19 protein-coding genes are annotated in these 17,759 nt (G+C 62.8%); 5 read left to right on the top strand and 14 right to left on the bottom strand.

The window, feature by feature from the left end:
• Positions 1-78: 78 nt before the first annotated feature.
• The 4 genes from NMB40_RS18390 (at position 79) to NMB40_RS18375 (ending at position 5,377) form a co-directional block, all read left to right on the top strand.
• Complete coding sequence (locus NMB40_RS18390) at positions 79-459, top strand: tautomerase family protein (RefSeq protein ID WP_494359366.1); 381 nt, start codon at positions 79-81, stop codon at positions 457-459.
• A gap of 709 nt (positions 460-1,168) precedes the next feature.
• Complete coding sequence (locus tag NMB40_RS18385) at positions 1,169-1,570, top strand: GFA family protein (RefSeq protein ID WP_494359365.1); 402 nt, start codon at positions 1,169-1,171, stop codon at positions 1,568-1,570.
• A 76-nt stretch (positions 1,571-1,646) separates the two neighbouring features.
• A complete protein-coding gene (locus tag NMB40_RS18380; protein ID WP_494359364.1) occupies positions 1,647-5,075 on the top strand; it encodes a response regulator in 3,429 nt (1,142 codons plus the stop codon).
• A 65-nt stretch (positions 5,076-5,140) separates the two neighbouring features.
• The gene (locus NMB40_RS18375) at positions 5,141-5,377 is read left to right on the top strand and encodes a hypothetical protein (protein ID WP_494359363.1); all 237 of its coding nucleotides are present in this window, start codon (positions 5,141-5,143) and stop codon (positions 5,375-5,377) included.
• Between the two features lies 1 nt (position 5,378).
• Here NMB40_RS18375 and NMB40_RS18370 read toward each other — a convergent pair whose 3' ends face one another.
• Together NMB40_RS18370 and NMB40_RS18365 are read right to left on the bottom strand one after the other, a co-directional pair.
• Positions 5,379-5,645, bottom strand: a complete 267-nt coding sequence (locus NMB40_RS18370) for a hypothetical protein (protein WP_494359362.1) — start codon at positions 5,643-5,645, stop codon at positions 5,379-5,381.
• A gap of 92 nt (positions 5,646-5,737) precedes the next feature.
• Positions 5,738-6,142 (bottom strand): hypothetical protein, encoded by a 405-nt coding sequence (locus NMB40_RS18365; protein ID WP_494359361.1) that lies wholly within the window; start codon positions 6,140-6,142, stop codon positions 5,738-5,740.
• A 98-nt stretch (positions 6,143-6,240) separates the two neighbouring features.
• Between NMB40_RS18365 and NMB40_RS18360 the strand changes: the two genes are divergently transcribed.
• Positions 6,241-7,248, top strand: a complete 1,008-nt coding sequence (locus NMB40_RS18360) for a polysaccharide deacetylase family protein (protein ID WP_494359360.1) — start codon at positions 6,241-6,243, stop codon at positions 7,246-7,248.
• Between the two features lie 184 nt (positions 7,249-7,432).
• Here the strand turns inward: NMB40_RS18360 and NMB40_RS18355 are convergent, their stop codons facing one another.
• The 12 genes from NMB40_RS18355 to cls all read right to left on the bottom strand — a co-directional run bounded on the left by NMB40_RS18355 (position 7,433) and on the right by cls (position 17,753).
• A complete protein-coding gene (locus NMB40_RS18355) occupies positions 7,433-7,924 on the bottom strand; it encodes a hypothetical protein (protein WP_494359359.1) in 492 nt (163 codons plus the stop codon).
• 203 nt (positions 7,925-8,127) lie between these two features.
• Positions 8,128-9,183, bottom strand: a complete 1,056-nt coding sequence (locus NMB40_RS18350) for a hypothetical protein (protein ID WP_494359358.1) — start codon at positions 9,181-9,183, stop codon at positions 8,128-8,130.
• Between the two features lie 129 nt (positions 9,184-9,312).
• Positions 9,313-9,639 (bottom strand): hypothetical protein, encoded by a 327-nt coding sequence (locus NMB40_RS18345; RefSeq protein WP_494359357.1) that lies wholly within the window; start codon positions 9,637-9,639, stop codon positions 9,313-9,315.
• Positions 9,639-9,923 (bottom strand): hypothetical protein, encoded by a 285-nt coding sequence (locus NMB40_RS18340; RefSeq protein ID WP_494359356.1) that lies wholly within the window; start codon positions 9,921-9,923, stop codon positions 9,639-9,641. The genes NMB40_RS18345 and NMB40_RS18340 overlap by 1 nt, the downstream gene beginning before the upstream one ends.
• Positions 9,924-11,502: 1,579 nt before the next feature.
• Positions 11,503-11,730: a hypothetical protein gene (locus NMB40_RS18335; RefSeq protein ID WP_494359355.1), complete on the bottom strand. Its 228-nt coding sequence runs from the start codon at positions 11,728-11,730 to the stop codon at positions 11,503-11,505.
• Between the two features lie 347 nt (positions 11,731-12,077).
• Positions 12,078-12,368, bottom strand: a complete 291-nt coding sequence (locus NMB40_RS18330; RefSeq protein WP_494359354.1) for a hypothetical protein — start codon at positions 12,366-12,368, stop codon at positions 12,078-12,080.
• A 253-nt stretch (positions 12,369-12,621) separates the two neighbouring features.
• Positions 12,622-12,990: a hypothetical protein gene (locus tag NMB40_RS18325; protein ID WP_494359353.1), complete on the bottom strand. Its 369-nt coding sequence runs from the start codon at positions 12,988-12,990 to the stop codon at positions 12,622-12,624.
• The gene (locus NMB40_RS18320; RefSeq protein WP_494359352.1) at positions 12,987-13,358 is read right to left on the bottom strand and encodes a DUF6531 domain-containing protein; all 372 of its coding nucleotides are present in this window, start codon (positions 13,356-13,358) and stop codon (positions 12,987-12,989) included. The genes NMB40_RS18325 and NMB40_RS18320 overlap by 4 nt, the downstream gene beginning before the upstream one ends.
• Before the next feature lie 486 nt (positions 13,359-13,844).
• Positions 13,845-14,936, bottom strand: a complete 1,092-nt coding sequence (locus NMB40_RS18315) for a PA0069 family radical SAM protein (RefSeq protein ID WP_494359351.1) — start codon at positions 14,934-14,936, stop codon at positions 13,845-13,847.
• Between the two features lie 259 nt (positions 14,937-15,195).
• Positions 15,196-15,939: a pyridoxine 5'-phosphate synthase gene (locus tag NMB40_RS18310; RefSeq protein ID WP_494359350.1), complete on the bottom strand. Its 744-nt coding sequence runs from the start codon at positions 15,937-15,939 to the stop codon at positions 15,196-15,198.
• A complete protein-coding gene (locus NMB40_RS18305) occupies positions 15,936-16,220 on the bottom strand; it encodes a hypothetical protein (RefSeq protein ID WP_320458474.1) in 285 nt (94 codons plus the stop codon). Before NMB40_RS18305 ends, NMB40_RS18310 begins: the two co-directional genes overlap by 4 nt.
• A gap of 63 nt (positions 16,221-16,283) precedes the next feature.
• On the bottom strand, positions 16,284-17,753 hold the full coding sequence (gene cls / locus NMB40_RS18300; RefSeq protein ID WP_494359349.1) for a cardiolipin synthase: 1,470 nt from the start codon (positions 17,751-17,753) through the stop codon (positions 16,284-16,286).
• Positions 17,754-17,759: the final 6 nt, after the last annotated feature.

The following is a 17,759-nucleotide window of genomic DNA, read 5'->3' as shown; positions in this document are numbered from 1 at the left end:
CACGCAGCGCCATGTACTGGCACCGCACCCGCCCATGTGCTTCCATTGCCAGGCACACAGATCCGTGAGGAGTCCGCCATGCCCCTGGCCCGCATTGACCTCCGCAAAGGCAAGACCGCCGCCTACCGGCAGCAGGTTGGCCAGGTGGTGTACGACGCCATGCTCAGCGTCGGCGTGCCGAAGGATGATCGCTTCCAGATCATCCAGGAGCACGAACCGGACGGACTCATCTACGATCCTGGCTACCTGGGCATTACGCGTACCGATGACTTCATCTGCATCCAGGTCACCTGGAACGAAGGCCGCACCCTGGAGCAGAAGAAGGACTTCTACAGCGCCATCGCCCATGGCCTGCACGAGGCAGTGGGCATTCGCCTTGAGGACGTCTTCATCAATCTGGTGGAGGTGAAGCGTGAGAACTGGTCGTTCGGGAATGGACTGGCGCAGTATGCGATGTGACGCGCGCTATCCAGAGGTTGGGATGATGCTGTTTTCAGGAAGCTGTGCATGAGCTTTGGCAGTTCGCCATGGGAGCAGCAAGGCTGTCCTTCGTGTCGATGGGCATGGGAATCAGCGTCCCGACAGTCGCTCCTGTACTTGGGATGCAGCGTCGAGCTCCACACGCATCTGCACCAATGCCAATCGTGCGGCGCATTGTGGGAGGAGCTTGAACGGTATACTCATGTCATATCGACGGATGAGGCTCGTGCAATTGTTGACCAAGGCACGTTCGAGCTGGCCCAAGAGCCACAGGGTCTACAGGCAAAGTGATTTGACCCCACCGCTGCCGGAAGTAGGCATGGCCTGTGGGCCAAATGGTTGATTTCGTGGAGAGCGGCGATCCATTGCCACTGACACTTTCTCAGCGCGCTCAACCCTATCTGGTCTAGAGACTGGCACCGGGGGTGGGATAGTGGGAAGAACCTGCGAGTCATCCATGCACCGCAAGCAGTTGCTGGCGAGCGATGTAGCCGCTTGCTACTACTGCTTTTCGGAGTTTCCGCCCAGCGCCGTCGAAGCGTGGTGCGATGGCGACGATCAGGACCAGACTGCGCTCTGCCCGTGTTGCGGCGTGGATGCCGTGGTCGGGTTCAATGGCCCGGTGGATGCAACGTGGATGCGGTCCGCACACCAGATTGGATTTGGTTAGAGCGAAGGAGAACTGCACATGCTGAAGGAAGTCGGCGGCGTCCCCATCCAACCCAAGCACCGCGCCACGTGCCACTGCGGCGCCGTGGAGCTGGAGCTTGATCTTCCCAACGGCATCGAGAGCCCACGGCGGTGCGACTGTTCGATCTGCCGTCGCAAGGGAGCAGTTGTGGCTTCGGTGCTCCTGTCCGGGCTTCGTTTGGTAAAGGGTGAAGAACACCTCAAGCTCTACGAGTTCAACACGCACACGGCCAAGCACTACTTCTGCGGCATCTGCGGCATCTACACCCATCACCAACGCCGCTCGAATCCTCATCAGTACGGGTTCAACGTCGGGTGTCTGGAAGGCATCAACCCCTTCGCCATACCCTACGTTCCCGTGGAGGATGGAGTTCACCATCCGGCCGACAGTACAAGCTGACGGGTGGTGGGGCAGGCCGGCCCGCAACCTGCCTCCGTGATAATCTGATGGGTTGCACCCACCCATCTGCCAACCCATGCCCACCACGCCCAAACCCAGCGTTGCCACCCAGGCCGGAACCGGCTTCCGCACGCTTTGGCCGCTGCTGGCGGTCATGCTGTTCTTCCTCGGCAGCGGGTTCCTGGCCGGCAAGAACATACGCACCATCCGCGAGGGCAACGCCCTGGTGATCCGCTCCCAGGAGACAATGACCGCCTTGGGCGATGTGCTCTCTGCGGTGCAGGATGCCGAAACCGGCCAGCGCGGCTATCTGCTCACTGGCGACGACAGCTACCTGGAGCCCTATCGAACGGCCTTGGGTGTGGCCAGCACCCGGCTGGAGACCGTGGAGAAGTCCTTGGCCGATGACCCGGCCCAGGTGGACCGTCTCAAGCTGCTGGCACGACGGGTCCAGGACAAGCTGGACGAACTGCATGAAACCATCGAAGTGCGCCGCACCCAAGGACTGGAGCCCACCTTGGCGGTGGTCGGTTCCAACCGCGGCAAGGCGGCCATGGATGACATTCGCGCGCGCCTGGCCTCGATGGGCGCCATCGAGCTGGACAAGCGCGCCCGCCGCCTGGCGGAGATGGAATCGGCCTACAACACCGCGCTGAGCTCGGGCGCTGCCAGTGCGGTGCTGGGCATCGTGCTGACGATCTTCATCGCCATCCTGCTGCGCCGCCATACCCGCGCCCGCGAGCGCGATGCCTGGCTGCAGCGCGGCCGGCTGGAGCTCACCACGGCCACCGGCGGCGACCTGGACAGCGGTTCGCTGGCGCGTGCCAGCCTGGGCTTCCTGGCGGGCTTCACCGGCGCACAGGCCGGCATGCTGTTCGTGCCGGAGGACAACGGCTTCCGGCAGATCGGCGCGGTGGGCACCGCTTCCGCCCCGGACGGCACCGACCAGCTGCGCGACAGCGGCAGCCTGCTCGGCCGCGCGGTGGACGAGAAGCGCGTGCTGGTGGTGTCGGATGTACCGCCGGGCTACTTCACGGTCGGCTCCGGGCTGGGGCAGGCGCAGCCGCGCCACTTGGTGATCGCTCCCAGCATCCACGAGGGTGAGGTGAGCGGGGTAATCGAACTGGGCTTCTTCGGTGCGGTGCCGGCCGAGGTGGTGGAGCTTCTCCAGCTGGCCTCCGGCGACATGGCGGTGGCGCTGCGCTCGGCAGCCTACCGGGCCAGGCTCTCCGAGCTGTTGGCACAGACCCAGCGGCAGACCGAAGCGCTGCAGGTGCAGAGCGAGGAACTTCGCGTCTCCAACGAGGAACTGGAGGAGCAGAGCCGGGCACTGCGCGGCTCCCAGCACGAGCTGGAAGAGCAGCAGGCCGAGCTGGAGCAGACCAACAACCAGCTGTTCGACCAGTCGCAGCAGTTGGAGAACGAGCGCGACAAGCTCGCGCGGGCCAACGCGGCCATCGTGGCCGAGGCGGACAAGGTGCAGCGCGCGAGCCAGTACAAGTCCGAGTTCCTGGCCAACATGTCGCACGAGCTGCGCACGCCGCTCAACTCTGCGCTCATTCTTTCCAAGCTGCTGGGCGACAACCGCGACGGCAACCTGAGCGCGGAGCAGGTGAAGTTCGCGCGCACCATCCACTCTTCCGGCACCGACCTGCTCAACCTCATCAACGAGATCCTGGACCTGTCCAAGATCGAAGCCGGGCACATCGAGGTGCACGCCGAACGCTTCGGCGTGGAGAAGCTGCTGACCGATATCTCGGCGCTGCTTGGCCCGGTGGCCAGCGAGAAGGGCCTGACGCTGGACGTGTCGATGACGGGCGATTGCCCGGTGGTGATCGAGTCTGATCGCCAGCGTATCGAGCAGATCCTGAAGAACCTGCTGTCGAACGCGTTGAAGTTCACCGAAACGGGCGGGGTGACGGTGTCGGTTTCGTCGGCCGGCAACGGCAAGGTGGCGTTTGCGGTGACCGACAGCGGCATCGGCATTGCGCCGGAGCAGCAGGCGCGCATCTTCGATGCCTTCCAGCAGGCCGATGGTTCGATCAGCCGGCGCTATGGCGGCACCGGCCTGGGGCTGTCCATTTCCCAGGAGCTTGCACGCCTGCTGGGCGGCGACATCACGGTGGAAAGCGAGCCTGGCAAGGGCAGCTGCTTCCGGTTGGTGGTAGCCACACGACTGGCAACCACCGAGCGCCCTGCAGCGCCTGAAGCGCTGTCGGCCATGGTGCCTGCACGCGCGGCATTCGCAGTGGGTGGTGTGACCATGGCGCTGGAAGCGCGCCCCGTGGCCGCCCCAGGCAACAAGGCCAGCAGCAACGGCCGCGGCCTGATCCTGATCATCGAGGATGACCCTGCCTTCGGCCAGATCGTCAGCGACCTGGCGGTGGAGATGGGCTTCCGTGCACAGGTGGCGCAGACGGCGGCGGAGGCCCTGGCCGCCGCGCGCACCGAGCTTCCGCACGCCATCGTGCTGGACATCGGCCTGCCCGACCAATCCGGCCTGTCAGTGCTGGACGTGCTCAAGCACGATATCCGCACACGGCACATTCCCATCCACGTGGTGTCGGCGACGGACCATTCACGCAAGGCGCTGGCGCTGGGTGCGGTGGGCTATCTCGGCAAGCCGGCCACCCGCGAGGAGCTGGGCAACGTGCTGCTTTCGCTGGAGCGCCGCCTCTCGCAGCGGCCGCGCCTGGTGCTGGTGGTGGAAGATGACGATGTGCAGCTGGACGCGGTGCGCCAGCTGCTGGCGTTGGCCGATGTGGAAACCATCGGTGCGCGTTCGGCGTCGGAGTGCCTGCAGGCGTTGGCGCAGAACACGTTCGACTGCATGGTGCTGGACCTGACCCTGCCCGATGCCTCCGGCTTCGAGCTTCTGGAGCTGCTCAGCGAGCAGAGTCCGCACGCGCTGCCGCCGATCATCGTCTACACCGGCCGGGTGCTGTCGCCGGCCGAAGAAGTGCGGCTGGGGCGGTACTCGAGTTCGATCATCATCAAGGGCGCGCGCTCACCCGAACGCCTGCTCGATGAGCTCACGCTGTTCCTGCACAAGGTGGTGAGCGACCTGCCCGAATCACAGCAGGGCATGATCCGTACGGCGCAGCACCGCGACACGGCACTGGAAGGCCGCCGCGTGCTGATCGTCGAAGATGACGTGCGCAACATCTATGCGCTGATGAACGTGCTGGAGCCGCACGGCTGCAAGGTGAGCATCGCGCGCAACGGCCAGGAAGCCATCGATGCGCTGACCGCCGCCGTCGACGGCCCGTCGCCCATCGAACTGGTACTGATGGACATCATGATGCCGATCAAGGATGGCCTCACCGCCACCCGCGAGATCCGCCAGGACGGGCGCTTCGGCAAGCTGCCGATCATCGCCCTCACCGCGAAGGCGATGCCGGATGACCAGCAGCAATGCATCCAGGCCGGTGCAAACGACTACGTAGCCAAGCCACTGGACGTGGACAAGCTGGTGTCGCTGATCCGGGTGTGGCTGATGGCGTGAGCCGGAGAGGGAAGCGCAGCACCGTGTAAGCTGTGGCTGATCAACGTGAACAACAAAGGAGCTTCATGAAAAAGGCATTTCAACGTTTGAGCATGCTCTCGGTATTTGCTCCATTGGCTGCAGCGGCCGATACCGCTTCCCACGAAGCAGGCTATAGCGCGGGTTACAAGCTGGGCTGGTACGTGGGCTGGTTTATTGGAACCTTCGGCCCGTACCTGATCGCCGCCGCCTTGGTAGGTGTTGTTGGGTGGTTGTGGTTCCGCCGCGCAAAAGCACGGCGGACCCGTGGTGATGGCAGCTGAGTCATCCCAGGCGCTGCTGGACCTCCAAGCGAAGCCGCGCCTGCTCCCGCTGCACCCATAGCTCGGCGCCGGTTTTCCCGCTCGCAAAGGCGGTACAACGGCGATGCCGCCGTCCTTCCGGCTCGCGATGCGCATCAAGCATGGCCACCCATTGCCTGCCTCGCTCGGGTTGATAGATGTGGACCACCCAGGTATCGCCATGGGCGATCACCGTCTCGTCGTAGGCGGTGGCGGCGGGTTTGATCCATCGGAAGTCGGGCGGGAGCATGCGTGAGAGTCTTACCATTCCGCCTCTCAAATACTGCGACAAGCGCCTTGGCCCGCTACCCATTGACGGCCTGCGCGGATCTGGCCGTTCCCTCAGAGCTTGCCAGCTTTCTTGTAACGGGAAACGCCGTGTTCAATCAGCTGCTCGAGCTCCTGCAGCAGGTTGGGATCCATGACGTCAAAGTTGAAGCATGATTTCCCCTGCATGTGCTTCTTCAGGGCAGGGCTGAGGCCCAGCACCAGCTCGGGAAAGTCGTAGACCGGCATGAAGTGGAAGGCATGCTTTCTGGCAGAGACTTTCACCGCTCCGAAGAACTGCGCCTTGCCCTTGCTGTCAGCGTTCCTGCAGTTGGCGTAGAAGTGGGTGTCGGTATCGTGCACGACCGCCAGCGCATCCTTGTGGGCCAGCAGCAGATCGCGCAATGCGACGAACAACGCCGAGGGCGTCCCCGATTCCGAATTCTGCGTCTGGGAGGTTGGTTTGCCTGGAGTCTTCATGGGTAGCTCCGGAAGTTCTCGCCACCATACCGCCGGCGCGGGCACAACAGGTAGTGGCTACCTGGGCCCAGCGTTTGAGGGTGACCGGAGACGGCGCTATGCTGGCCCGGCTATTACGATGGGAGCTGCGGGTGCGAAGTGGATGGGCTTGGTGTGTCGTTCTGGCGCTCGCGTGCATTTCGGGTATCGCCCATGCGGCTGAGCCGGATCGGCGCATCGCGCTGACCATCGACGATCTTCCGTGGCAGCGGCTGGGTGAACGTGCCGAGCCGGATCTCGCCGCCCAACACGCCAGATTGCTTGCCGCGCTGAAGCGGGCCAACGTCCCGGTGGTGGGCTTCGTCAACGAAGCCAAGCTTGAGGTCGGCGGCCAGGTGCAACCCACGCGCGTGCAGATGCTGCGCGACTGGCGTGATGCCGGGTTCGAGCTGGGCAACCACACCTTCGGGCATGTCGACCTGCATGCGATGCCGCTGGAGGCCTACGAGCAGGACATCCTGCGCGGTGAAGCCACCCTGCGCCCGCTGCTGGCCGAAACCGGGCAGGTCCCACGCTGGTTCCGGCACCCGTACCTGCATGCCGGGCAGTCACCGGAGGCGCGCGCGGAACTTGCCGCATTCCTGAAGCAGCACGGCTATGAGATCGCCCCGGTCACAATCGATAACAGCGAATGGATCTGGGCCTTTGCGTACGACCACGTGCGCGATACCGAGACCGACCCCGCCAAGCGGGACGCCCTGATGCAGCAGCTGCGTCGTGGCTACGTGCCGTACATGCTCAACAAGCTGGACTACTACGAACAGAAGTCGCAGGAACTACTCGGCCGGGTGCCGGCACAGGTCTGGCTGATGCATGCCAACGCGCTCAATGCCGATTCCGTGGGCGAGCTGGTAGCCGCCACCCGTCGGCGCGGCTACCGCTTCATCTCGCTGGAAGCAGCGGCGCAGGATCCTGCCTACCAGCACGCCGACGGTTACAACGGCGGCAGTGGCATGAGCTGGATCCAGCGCTGGGCGATGGCCGAGAAGATGCCGAAGGCGTTCTACGCGGGCGAACCCACGGTGCCTGGCTGGGTGATGAAGCTAGCCGGGCGGGATGGCGAGTAGTCGGCTTGGCTCAACGGCGAGGTCCTAGCCGACTCGGATGCATTTTCGGCCTTGGCGAGGTGCTTCCCTACCTGATACCCCAGGACGAACATTCCGAACAGGGCTATCAGCACCGCGAGAATCGTCTTCACTGACTTGGTGGTTGTCATTGAACTTCCTTGTTTAGTTGAAGCCAGCTGATCGATCAGTTTTCCTGATAGTCGCTTTCATCGTACGTGCCCGCAACCGTGCAGGTCAGCTGCGGCGCTCCGCCGTCGCTGAGCATGAGCTCACCCATCGTGGTCGTGCGTCCACCCGCCGTGCTGAGTTTTGCAGCTTTGCGCACCGCAACCGCGTTGGTACCGAGGGTCGCGGTGTAGCTCTCACCCAGCTCGCCGTCCGGGTCGATGAAGATGGACACTTCCTGCACCGGCAGACCGAACACCGTGAAAGGCGCAGGTGGCTTGATGGCCTCAATGCCGCCGGATTCGTCACGAGGCAGGGCTTTCCAGGCGGCGGCGGTCGTATCCGGCTTGGCGCGGCATTCAACAGCTGCCTGGATGGCGGGTGCTACGGCCTGCCATTGCGTAGCGTCGATCGCCTGCGCTGCTGGGGCGAACAAGACGCCAACAAGCAGCGTGATGAGAATCTTGGTGGTTGCGCCGCGCTGATGCGGCTTCCCTTGGGTAATGGTCATGAGGCATTCCGTTTGCGCTGTGGGGTTCTACTTCCAGAGCAAGTTTACTGCGCAACGCATCAGGCCGCCCAGTGGCGGCCTGATGGTCTACAGGGTTGCGATGCTCAGAAGAAGATCGCGTAGAGGATCAACAGCGGGATCGGTACGCCGAGTGCCCATAGCAGCAGGGTCTTCATGGGAAGTCTCCTTGTTCGATTGGGAAGTTACAGGTCGCGGCGACGGCCGCCCCACGTGGCGCTGAGGCTGGCGAAGAAGGCACCGATCAGCAGCGTGATGAACAGCCACAGCGCCGCGTAGGCCGTGGCCTTGCGGGCGTCGTCGGCTACTTCCTTGGCCTTGTTCTTTGCGTCTTCCAGCGCGGCACGCATGCGGGTCTGGGTCTCGGTGACACGCGCTTCTGCCTCCGCCTGACTCATGCCGGTCTCGCGGGCGATCACCTGCGCCAGGTACTGCTTGTCTGCCGGGTTGAGGCCATCGGACTGCAGGCTGGTGACGATGATGCGGTTCACCTCCGCGCGCACTTCACGGCGGTCGCCGCCCGGGCGCGGCCCCTGCGGGGGCAGCGGTCGCGGCGGCGCAGCGTTGGCAGGGCCGACGCCCGGAACCATCGCCGACGGATCGACCGGTGCGGCAGGATCGGCCGGCGCCTGGCCGGGCATGGGTGCCGGCATGCTGCCATTGCGGAACAGCGAGTCCACCCAGTAGTTCAGATCGCCCTGGTCCGAACCTGCGACGGCGGTGCCGGCGCCTGCGGCAGCAACCCCGGCGGTGGACGCTGCAGCGCCTGCGGTTGCGCCGACAGCTTTGACGCCCGTGCCGAGCACGCCGCCAATGGCCGAGGTCAGCAGGCCTGCGGTGAGGAGGGTAGCGACAGCCCAGGAGACGAAGCCATGGGCGGTATCGCGGAAGTAGGTTTCGTCGCCGTGCAGGCGGGTCCACTTGGTGCGCAGGCGGCCGGCCAGGTACCCGCCGAGGCCGGAGGCGGCCAGCGCGGTGAAGGTTAGCCAGACGATGCTGCCCCAGCCGAAGGTTTCCTTGGAGACGCCATCAAATGCCCACGGCGATACCGAGGACAGGCCAAGGCCAACGCCGAGGATCAGCAGGACGAGCGACAGCGCGGCGGCGGCGACGGCACCTGCCAGGATCGCGCCCCAGGACACCGCGCTTTCGGGCGCAGGTTCGATGACGGAAGTTTCAGTCACAACGGCGATGTCGGGCCCGAGGGCGCCTCGATCGGGGTAATCAACGCGGGTGTTCATCGGTACTGCGCTCCGTCTGGATGCTGCATGTGCAGCTGGCACCCAGAGGCTGCGCGAAGGCAGGTGAAATCGGTGAGACCTGCGTCTTCACTTCCTGCATGCGCGGGCGGGCGCCAGGGAGCTATCAGCTCAACGCTCTCTGACGGCGCCGTGGGTGATGGCCCGCGCTACCTCACTGTCAAAGCGCTCACTCGTGGTGATATGTCTTCTGACGTCGTCGGCCATCAGCTGGTCAGCATCCAGGTAGGTGAGCTCGACCAGCTTCACCAGCACATCCTTCGATGGAGACTGCTTCAACCACCAGTGGAAGACGCCGTTGCGGTCGTGTTCGGAGGCATTCTCCATGCCAGGTTCGTAGGTCTCCATCAGCAACCGCAGATGATCTTCTGGCACCAGGCCGTACTCTTTCCACCTGGGGTGGAAGTGCATGAGTGCGAGGTAGCTCTCGATGTCCATCACGCGCTCCGTTGAAATCGCTTGCGCCTGCGACGGCGCAGCATGAGGGCGGCGCCAGCAAGCACCAGATAGATGCACGCTACCATTGCCCTGCCAGAAGGCTGCACGAAGAAGCCTACTTCACTGTCGGGCATGAAGAATGGCTCGCCCAGCCAGTATGCAAAGGGCCAGTAGTAGAGCTGGTGCAAGGCGAACGTGATCAGGTCATTGCCAAGGTCGAGCACCCATGGCAGCGCGATCCACGCGAGGAGGAAACCGACCCAGAGGCGTGTTCTGTGCTTCATTGCCGGACAACTCCTTGTTCCCAGCTCCAGATGGCCGTCTGCAGATCGCCGAAGTGTAAGCCAAGGTATCGTCAATCATGTCCGCGAACGCCATCCCTTCTCGCAACCGTCAGCGCAAAGGCCAACATGCCCAGCGCGCGGGTCGAGCTGCTCCGAAGATGATCAGCTTCAACTGTCATCTTTCCCAATGCAACGCTGCAACGATGTTCACTTCCTGAAACTATCCCTCTCTCTCCTTTGTGGACCATCCAGTTCTGATGACGAGCCACCTCATGGATCTGGATGTAAGGTACACCCACCCTATTCCTAGCAGGATTGAGAAGTCCGATAGGGGGCTTGGGAGGTTCCAGATGCCTGTGATTCCGCCCAAGCTAACCAGCATGAAAACGCAGTTTACGAGAAGCCTTCTTCCACGCTCCGACATCATTATTAATCTCTGGCTTGATGTAACTACTTAAGCCCGGCCAGGCATTCGACGACCAGAAGGGTAAGTGTGAGCCCCCGCCAGAACTGGTTCACTTATTTCGCGCATCACCTTGTTTGGCGGTCGATTCCCTCAATCCACTCCTGTGGGCACTGCCTGTCCTAAAGCTACTTCTCCCTCTCATTTGTCGTCCATCCGATTCGGACGAAGAACCACTTCAATCCTTTGGAGGTGGCGAAAAGCCAAACTATGGCGAACACGGGCGACGCTTCCGATATCAATCCTGGCAAGCTCCAGAACGTTACCAGCCCACCTATGTAGACAACGAAGAACGTGCAATGTCCAACTATGATCTTTGATCGTTCTCGCATGAATTCGCATACCGCATCGATGCTGGAGATCGCACCACGCCTGCTAGTCTGAAGGCGCGGCGCTTGTAAGGGCTATCGACTACCGTTCCTTGATGCTCTGATTACTGCTCGGATATGCATGTAGCTTACATAGAACGATAGGACTGCGAAGAAGCACATTGCCCAGTGGTAGCCATCAAGCGACTCTCCCTTGGTCAAGGTGGTAATTACGACATGCACCACCCGCATTGAGATGGCAAGGAATGCAAGTCCAGCCAACCAGTTGTATGTCCTCAGCCACGTATTCATTGCTTTTTTCACCCTGACAGCTCATTAGGGAAATCATCGATACCGATCAGCGGGCTGACGGCCCATTGAGCTGATGCACTCGGCACCAACTTGCCAATGCACTCGTTCATAGCCCCAACGCGCGACGATCCTCGTCGTGTCTTTTCGCTACTTCTTGCTCCTGGCGCGCTCCATTAGGAACTCACGATACGTGTACGTTGCCGATATGATTCCGAATAGAGCGAATGCGGATCCGATGGCGTCCTCCTCTCCGAGAGACACTCCGTGCACGAGCTTCCCAACCAGCTCCACTGCGAATCCGATCGGGAGGAGTGCAAAGGAGATCACCCCTCCCCAGTAGACGAGTCGCAACCACCTGCACGCGAACGCCCGCTGATGCCAACCTCTGAATCCAGATGGTCGTTTGTGCATGGTTTTTGCCAGAAGTAGAAGAACAGGCGGGCGAATAGCGTCACTGCCGCCCTGGTTCGCGACGATTGGCGATTCATGCATGCCCTTATAGATGGTCATTCTTTCGCCCGTAACTTCTTCTGCTCTCAGCGATACGCTTGTCTGCTTCCAGCTCTGGGCTTCTTGCATGAAGTACCAGTGCAGGCGGCACGGCAAGAATCATGAACGCTGCAATGCATACTGTAGCTAGACACCAGGTTTCACTGATCAGCGCAGCTATGAGCGGCAGGCCAAGTACGACTACAAATGCTTGGTCGTAGATGATCAGTACCATGTGCTTGCCAGACGTTATTCTCGATTTTATTGACGATCCACACTTCTTGCATTTGGTCTTAGCGACTTGGTCGAGGCATGTCAGTGATAGAAAATGCTGCCCCTGGGCACTGCAGGCAGGGCAACAGAAAGTCATTGCGTTGACTATTGGCATGGATCCTCGCGTCTATTGCCTCCTGCGTCGTCGCGCTTCTCTATCATCTTCCACAGAGCGCGGAATACGCCTGGGTAGGTCATGTCCTGATACGCGAAGTCGTCAACTGTTCGACATGCGCTCTTGGTGGCTTCCCGCCAGCTCGCTTCACCTTGTGTGCCATGCGCATCCGACTTTGATTGCTAGGCTTACGCTCATCTGAGAAGCTTGCAGACGGCACGTATCAACAGAAATACAATGGAGTACATCAGTCCGTTGATGGCGATGGCAGAGAACAGGATCAGGACCGACTCGGGACTCCAATCCGACGCCACCATCAGCAATAGCGAGCTTGGCCAAAGTACCGACGTGATTTCATCTCCAAGGGCGGATCCTGCCTGCTGCCCCAGCATCGGCAGAATCGCAAGCCGCAGAAGCGCGATAAGAATAGATACTGCGCAGCCTGCCATGAACCCTAAGACAGCATATTTTGCCGCGCTCCTCATGGGGTCACTCGATCTAGATGCTCCAAGAACTCGCTTGGCTTGATGGTTGATGGAGATTCTATTCCCGCCTCTCGAAGCACTCTCCTGACGAAGTTCACACAGTTGTTTCCAGTGAAAGTGTACTGCCCTGGATTTGTCGCAATCCGCTGGATCTCATCTTTCATAGCTGCGTCTTGTTCTGGAATGGTGGCGACTGCTTTGCAGCTCGCGGATGCCCCTTAACGAGCTTTGATGAAGTGGTATTGATGACTTCTCATTGCGCTTCCTTCTCCGGTGTGTCGTGTTCTATAGAGTAGTCTTTCTCCTTGTAGACCCTCCCTGAGCTGTCGAACCATTTCCAGTGCCCCGCCCTACTTCCGCGGTCGTACTCACTGATGAAACGAATGGTTCCGCCCTCGGCGACCAAGAATCTTCCATGCTGTATGTAGCACCCAGACGACATGCCGGTCTTTCCCCACGCACGCAGCTCCGGCACCGAGGGTGGCGCACATACCGGGCGCTCTTCCCTCTCCAGCGCTGCATAGTCTTCGTCAACTTTTGGCGCGTCACTTCTGGCACATCCACCGCTGGCAATGACTGGCGCTGCGATGAACAGCGCAGCTTTGAACTTGTTCACTTTCATCGCAGACTTGGAACCTTAGAGTTTAGAAGGCGTTCGTTCTTATCATTTCCATCAGGCCGCTGCGCCCACGCCACTGCGTCACCGGCGGAAAACGCCAGTGAGTAATCCAGGTTGCTCAGCCAGTGATGGCCGAAGACGCCGGCAGCGCTCCAGTGGTGGTTGTAGGTGCGCTGCAGGTGCGGGCCCATCTCGCCATGGCTGCTGAAGTCCAGTTCATGCTCGACTTTGTTGCCGGTGTAGAGGACGACGGGATTGCCTGCGTTCTCGCCGCAGTCTTCGTTGCGGTCGTCGGTTTCCTGCTCTTTTGCCGTGTTGCTGCGGAGCGAGCCATAGCGGCCGTATGGCGATCGTCCACCGCGGTGGTTCACCGGATTGGAGAACGGATCGTAGTCGGGGGGGCGGTGGCCGTGTCGCGGTAACGTGGACGGTGTCGAGATTGCTGGGTATCGGATCGTCCAGGTGATAGGGCCCGCCTGGCCGGAGCGCTTGGGATTCAGCGCTCCATAGCATGGCTGTTGCAGCCAGTGAGGCTGATAGAGCGGACGACTGCACAGACGCGAGCTTCATGCTCGACTCCTTTGCGATGAGCGGTTCGGCTCGCCTCGGATCAGGCGCTGGCGGAACCTATCACCTGCAAACGGAGGCGCGAACGCACCATTCGGAACCGTGGAGAATCGAGCAGCCAATCAGCGACGCGCATCGCAGTCGAGATTTGACCGTCACTGCAGTTGTCGCGGAATCAGACAATTCCTAGTGTGCAGTTCACGACACGCGATGCGCAGATCTGCGCGAAAGGGCTGCCAGGTGTGTGACGCGATGAGCCGAACGACGGAGCCTGTCGGCCAACAGTCGCTTCAGAACAGCTGCCCCTGCGGCGAATCCTCGCGCGGCGGCAGCGGCCGCACGAACTTCGTGCAATCGAGCTTCGGCCAATGGCTGTTCTTCGCATCGAAGCCAAGGCGCTTGCGGGCGAGCTTGAAGCGGCTGGAAAGCAAATCGGCGTAGACGCCTTCACCGCGCATCCGGGTGCCGAACTCGCTGTTGTAATCCTTGCCGCCACGCAGCTGGTTGATGGTGCTCATCACGTGTGCGGCGCGGTCGGGGTGATGCGTATCGAGCCAGTCGCGGAACAGCGGCGCCACTTCCAGCGGAAGGCGCAGCAGCACGTAGCCGGCGGTACTGGCGCCGGCATCGCGTGATGCTTCGAGCACTGCTTCCAGTTCCGCATCGTTGATCCAGGGAATCACCGGGGCCACTATCACGCCCACCGGAATGCCGGCGTCGTGCAGGCGACGCATGGCGCGCAGGCGCGCATGTGGCGCCGATGCGCGCGGCTCAAGGCGCGCCGACAGATGCGGGTCCAGCGAGGTCACCGAGAAGTGCACGCTGACCAGGTTCTTCTCCGCCAGCGGCGCGAGCAGGTCGATGTCGCGCTCTACCAGGGCGTTCTTGGTGATGAGCGAGAACGGGTGCTGGGTGTCCAGCATCACTTCGATCAGCTGGCGGGTGAGTTTGAGTTTGCGTTCGATCGGCTGGTAGGCGTCGGTGTTGATGCCCAGGGCGATCGGTTGCGGGGTGTAGGCAGGCCGCGACAGTTCCTTGCGCAGCAGCTGCGGGGCATTGGTCTTGGCGAACAGCTTGGTTTCGAAGTCCAGGCCCGGGGACAGGTTGAGAAAGGCGTGCGAGGGGCGCGCGAAACAGTACGAGCAGCCGTGCTCGCAGCCGCGGTAGGGATTCACCGATTGGCTGAAGCCCACGTCGGGCGATTTGTTGCGGCTGATGATGCTGCGCGCGGTTTCGGCGCGCACTTCGGTACGCAGGCGCGGGGCGGCGAATTCTTCGCTGGTTTCCGGTTCCCAGCCGTCGTCCATGGCTTCGCTGACCGTTACTTCGAAACGCCCGGCGAGATGCGTGGTGGAACCACGGCCTTTGATTGCGATACCCATCTTCAGAGGCTACCGGCGGGACGTCTCAGGGGTTGAGACGTTGTGTGGAGCGCAGGGACGGGTGGAGCGTTGCGCATGGGTTAGTAGTATTACTAACCACAGGGCCGGAGGGAAGCGGAATCCGCGTCCGCGTTGGGTTTGGGCTGAATCGTTGTGGTTTGATCCCCAAGGTTATCCACAGGTGCTATGGGACCTTTGGTTGCACGCCAGGAGCATCCGGGCAGGGCCCGGATCTACGCAGGTGCGCGGAACAGCGCGCTCAAAGAAGGGCGAGGTAGCCCTTTACCGTTGCGTCCAGCCCGGCATACAGGGCTTCGCTGATGAGGGCATGGCCGATGGAGACTTCGAGGACGTTAGGCACCGTTTGCAGGAAATCGCGGAGGTTTCCCTGGGAAAGGTCGTGGCCGGCATTGACGCCCAGGCCGGCGGCCTGGGCACGGCGGGCGGCGTCGGCGAACAGCGCCAGCATGACGGTGGCGTCGCCTGCGGCGTGCGCCTCGGCGTAGGGGCCGGTGTAGAGCTCGATGCGGTCGGCACCGATCGCGGCCGCCTGGGCCAGGTCGGGGTTGCCGGCGTCCACGAACAGGCTGACGCGGCAGCCGTAGCGCTTCAGTTCCGCGATCAACGGGTGCAGGCGCTCGGCGTCGCGGCTGAAATCGAAGCCGTGGTCGGAGGTGAGCTGGCCGTCGCTGTCGGGCACCAGGGTGGCCTGGGCCGGGCGGGTCTGCGCGCACAGCGGCAGCAGGCCGGGGTAGCCCGGGCGCGGCGGGGCGAACGGGTTGCCTTCGATGTTGAATTCCACGCCGCGCGCGGTGGTCAGCGCCGAGAGGGCGAGCACGTCCTCGGCATGGATATGCCGGCGGTCGGGGCGCGGGTGCACGGTGATGCCGTGGGCGCCGGCGTCCAGGCAGGCGGTGGCGGCCTGCAGTACATCAGGGTCCTGGCCGCCGCGCGAATTGCGCAGGACGGCGATCTTGTTCACGTTGACGCTGAGGTGGGTCATAGGCTCGGTGGAAGGTCGTTCGGGTCGCGGTCGGCTTCGCGGCGGGCCTGGGCCTGCTCACGCAGCCGGCGCAGCTCGGCGGGGTCGATCGCGTTGTAGATGTCGTGCGGGCCGGCGGTATCGCGCTGGCTGCCGCCGAAGCTGGCCAGGTAGCGGCCGCGGATCCAGGCCAGCAGGAACACCAGTGCGCCGGCCAGCCACAGCATCATCAGGCCGGTGGACGGTGTCTTGATGGCGAAGGTGAAACAGCCCAGCGACAGCAGCAGGAACAGCCAATACATTGTCATTCTCCCCGTTGACCTGCGCAGTGTAGCGCCGGGGCGGGGGCCGGTTCCACGTGGCCGCTACAGCAACGGGGAGGCCAGGCGGGCGAACGCCTCGGGCACGCGGTGCAGCCACAGCGAGCGGCGGCGGTCGTCCCGCACCGGGCTGGCGGCGGCGAATTCGGCCACCAGGATCTTCTCCAGTTCGGCCACGCACGCTTCGTCGCTGATCATCATGGAGAGCTCGAAATTGAGCCGGAAGCTGCGGTGGTCGAAGTTGGCGCTGCCGGCGATGCACACGTCGTGGTCGGCGATGAACGCCTTGGTGTGCAGCATGCGCGGACCGTACTCGTAGATCTTGACCCCGGCCTGCAGCAGTTCGTCGAAGTACGAACGCGCGGCCTGGGTGACGAACCAGGAGTCGCTCATCTTCGGCACCAGCAGGCGCACGTCCAGGCCGCCGAGCGCCGCGGAAGTCAGGGCCATGCGTGCGGCTTCGCCGGGCACGAAGTAGGGCGTGACCAGCCACACGCGCTTGCGCGCCTCATGGATAGCGGCGACCTGCAGCCGGTGGATGGTTTCCCACGAGGAATCCGGGCCCGAGACCAGCACCTGCGTGTTGATCGTGCCGTCCTGGCGGCCGGGCATGTCGTTGGGCCACAGCTGGGCGATGTTGAAGCGTTCCCGGGGCTCGCCGGTGGCGTAGATCCAGTCTTCGACGAACACCAGCTGCAGGCTGCGCACGACGTGCCCGGCCAGGCGCATGTGCAGGTCGCGGTAAGCATCGCGCCGGCGGCTTTCGTCTTCTTCATCGGTGATGTTGATGCCACCGGTAAAGGCGATGCGGCCGTCGATCACCACCAGCTTGCGGTGGGTGCGCATGTTCATCCACGGCCGCTTGAACGGCTTGAGCAGCTGGCGCGGATGGAACCACGCGACTTCGGCACCGGCTTCACGCAATGGCTTGAGGAAGGCGTTGCGGATGCTGGAGGATCCCACCGCATCCAGCAGCAGGCGCACGCGCACGCCGGCGCGGGCTCGCTCGACCAGCGCATCGCGCAGCGCGGTGCCCGCATGGTCGGGATTGAAGATGTAGTACTCCACGTGCAGGTGGTCGCGTGCCTGGGCCACGGCCTTCAACAGCGCGGCATAGGTCTGCGCGCCATCCACCAGCCACTCCACTTCGGTGGCCGAACTGGGCGCCAGCCCGGTGGTGGCCTGGGCGATCTTGGCCAGTTCGGTGCAGTCCGCATCCGGCGGACACACGCTGTTGTAGTGCTCCATGCCGGAACGCGCGCGGCCACGGCGCAGGCGCTGCCGCTTCACTTTCTGCGGGCCCAGCAGGTAGTACACGAACAGGCCCAGGTAGGGCAGTGCGGCCAGCGACAGGATCCAGCTGAGGGTGGCCACCGGTTCGCGCTTCTGCAGCATGATCCAGCCGCTCAGCCACAGCAGGTAGAGCACGTAGGCGGCAATGAGCAGCGGGCGCAGGTGCGGAACGGCATCCAGCCAGTGGAGCCATTCGGCAAGCGCGGGGTAGGTGGCAAGCATGCGCGG

The organism is Stenotrophomonas sp. FBCC-B152 (assembly GCF_059134105.1).
The sequence above is the reverse complement of the archived record's forward strand: the minus strand, read 5'-3'. Positions and strand labels throughout refer to the sequence as shown.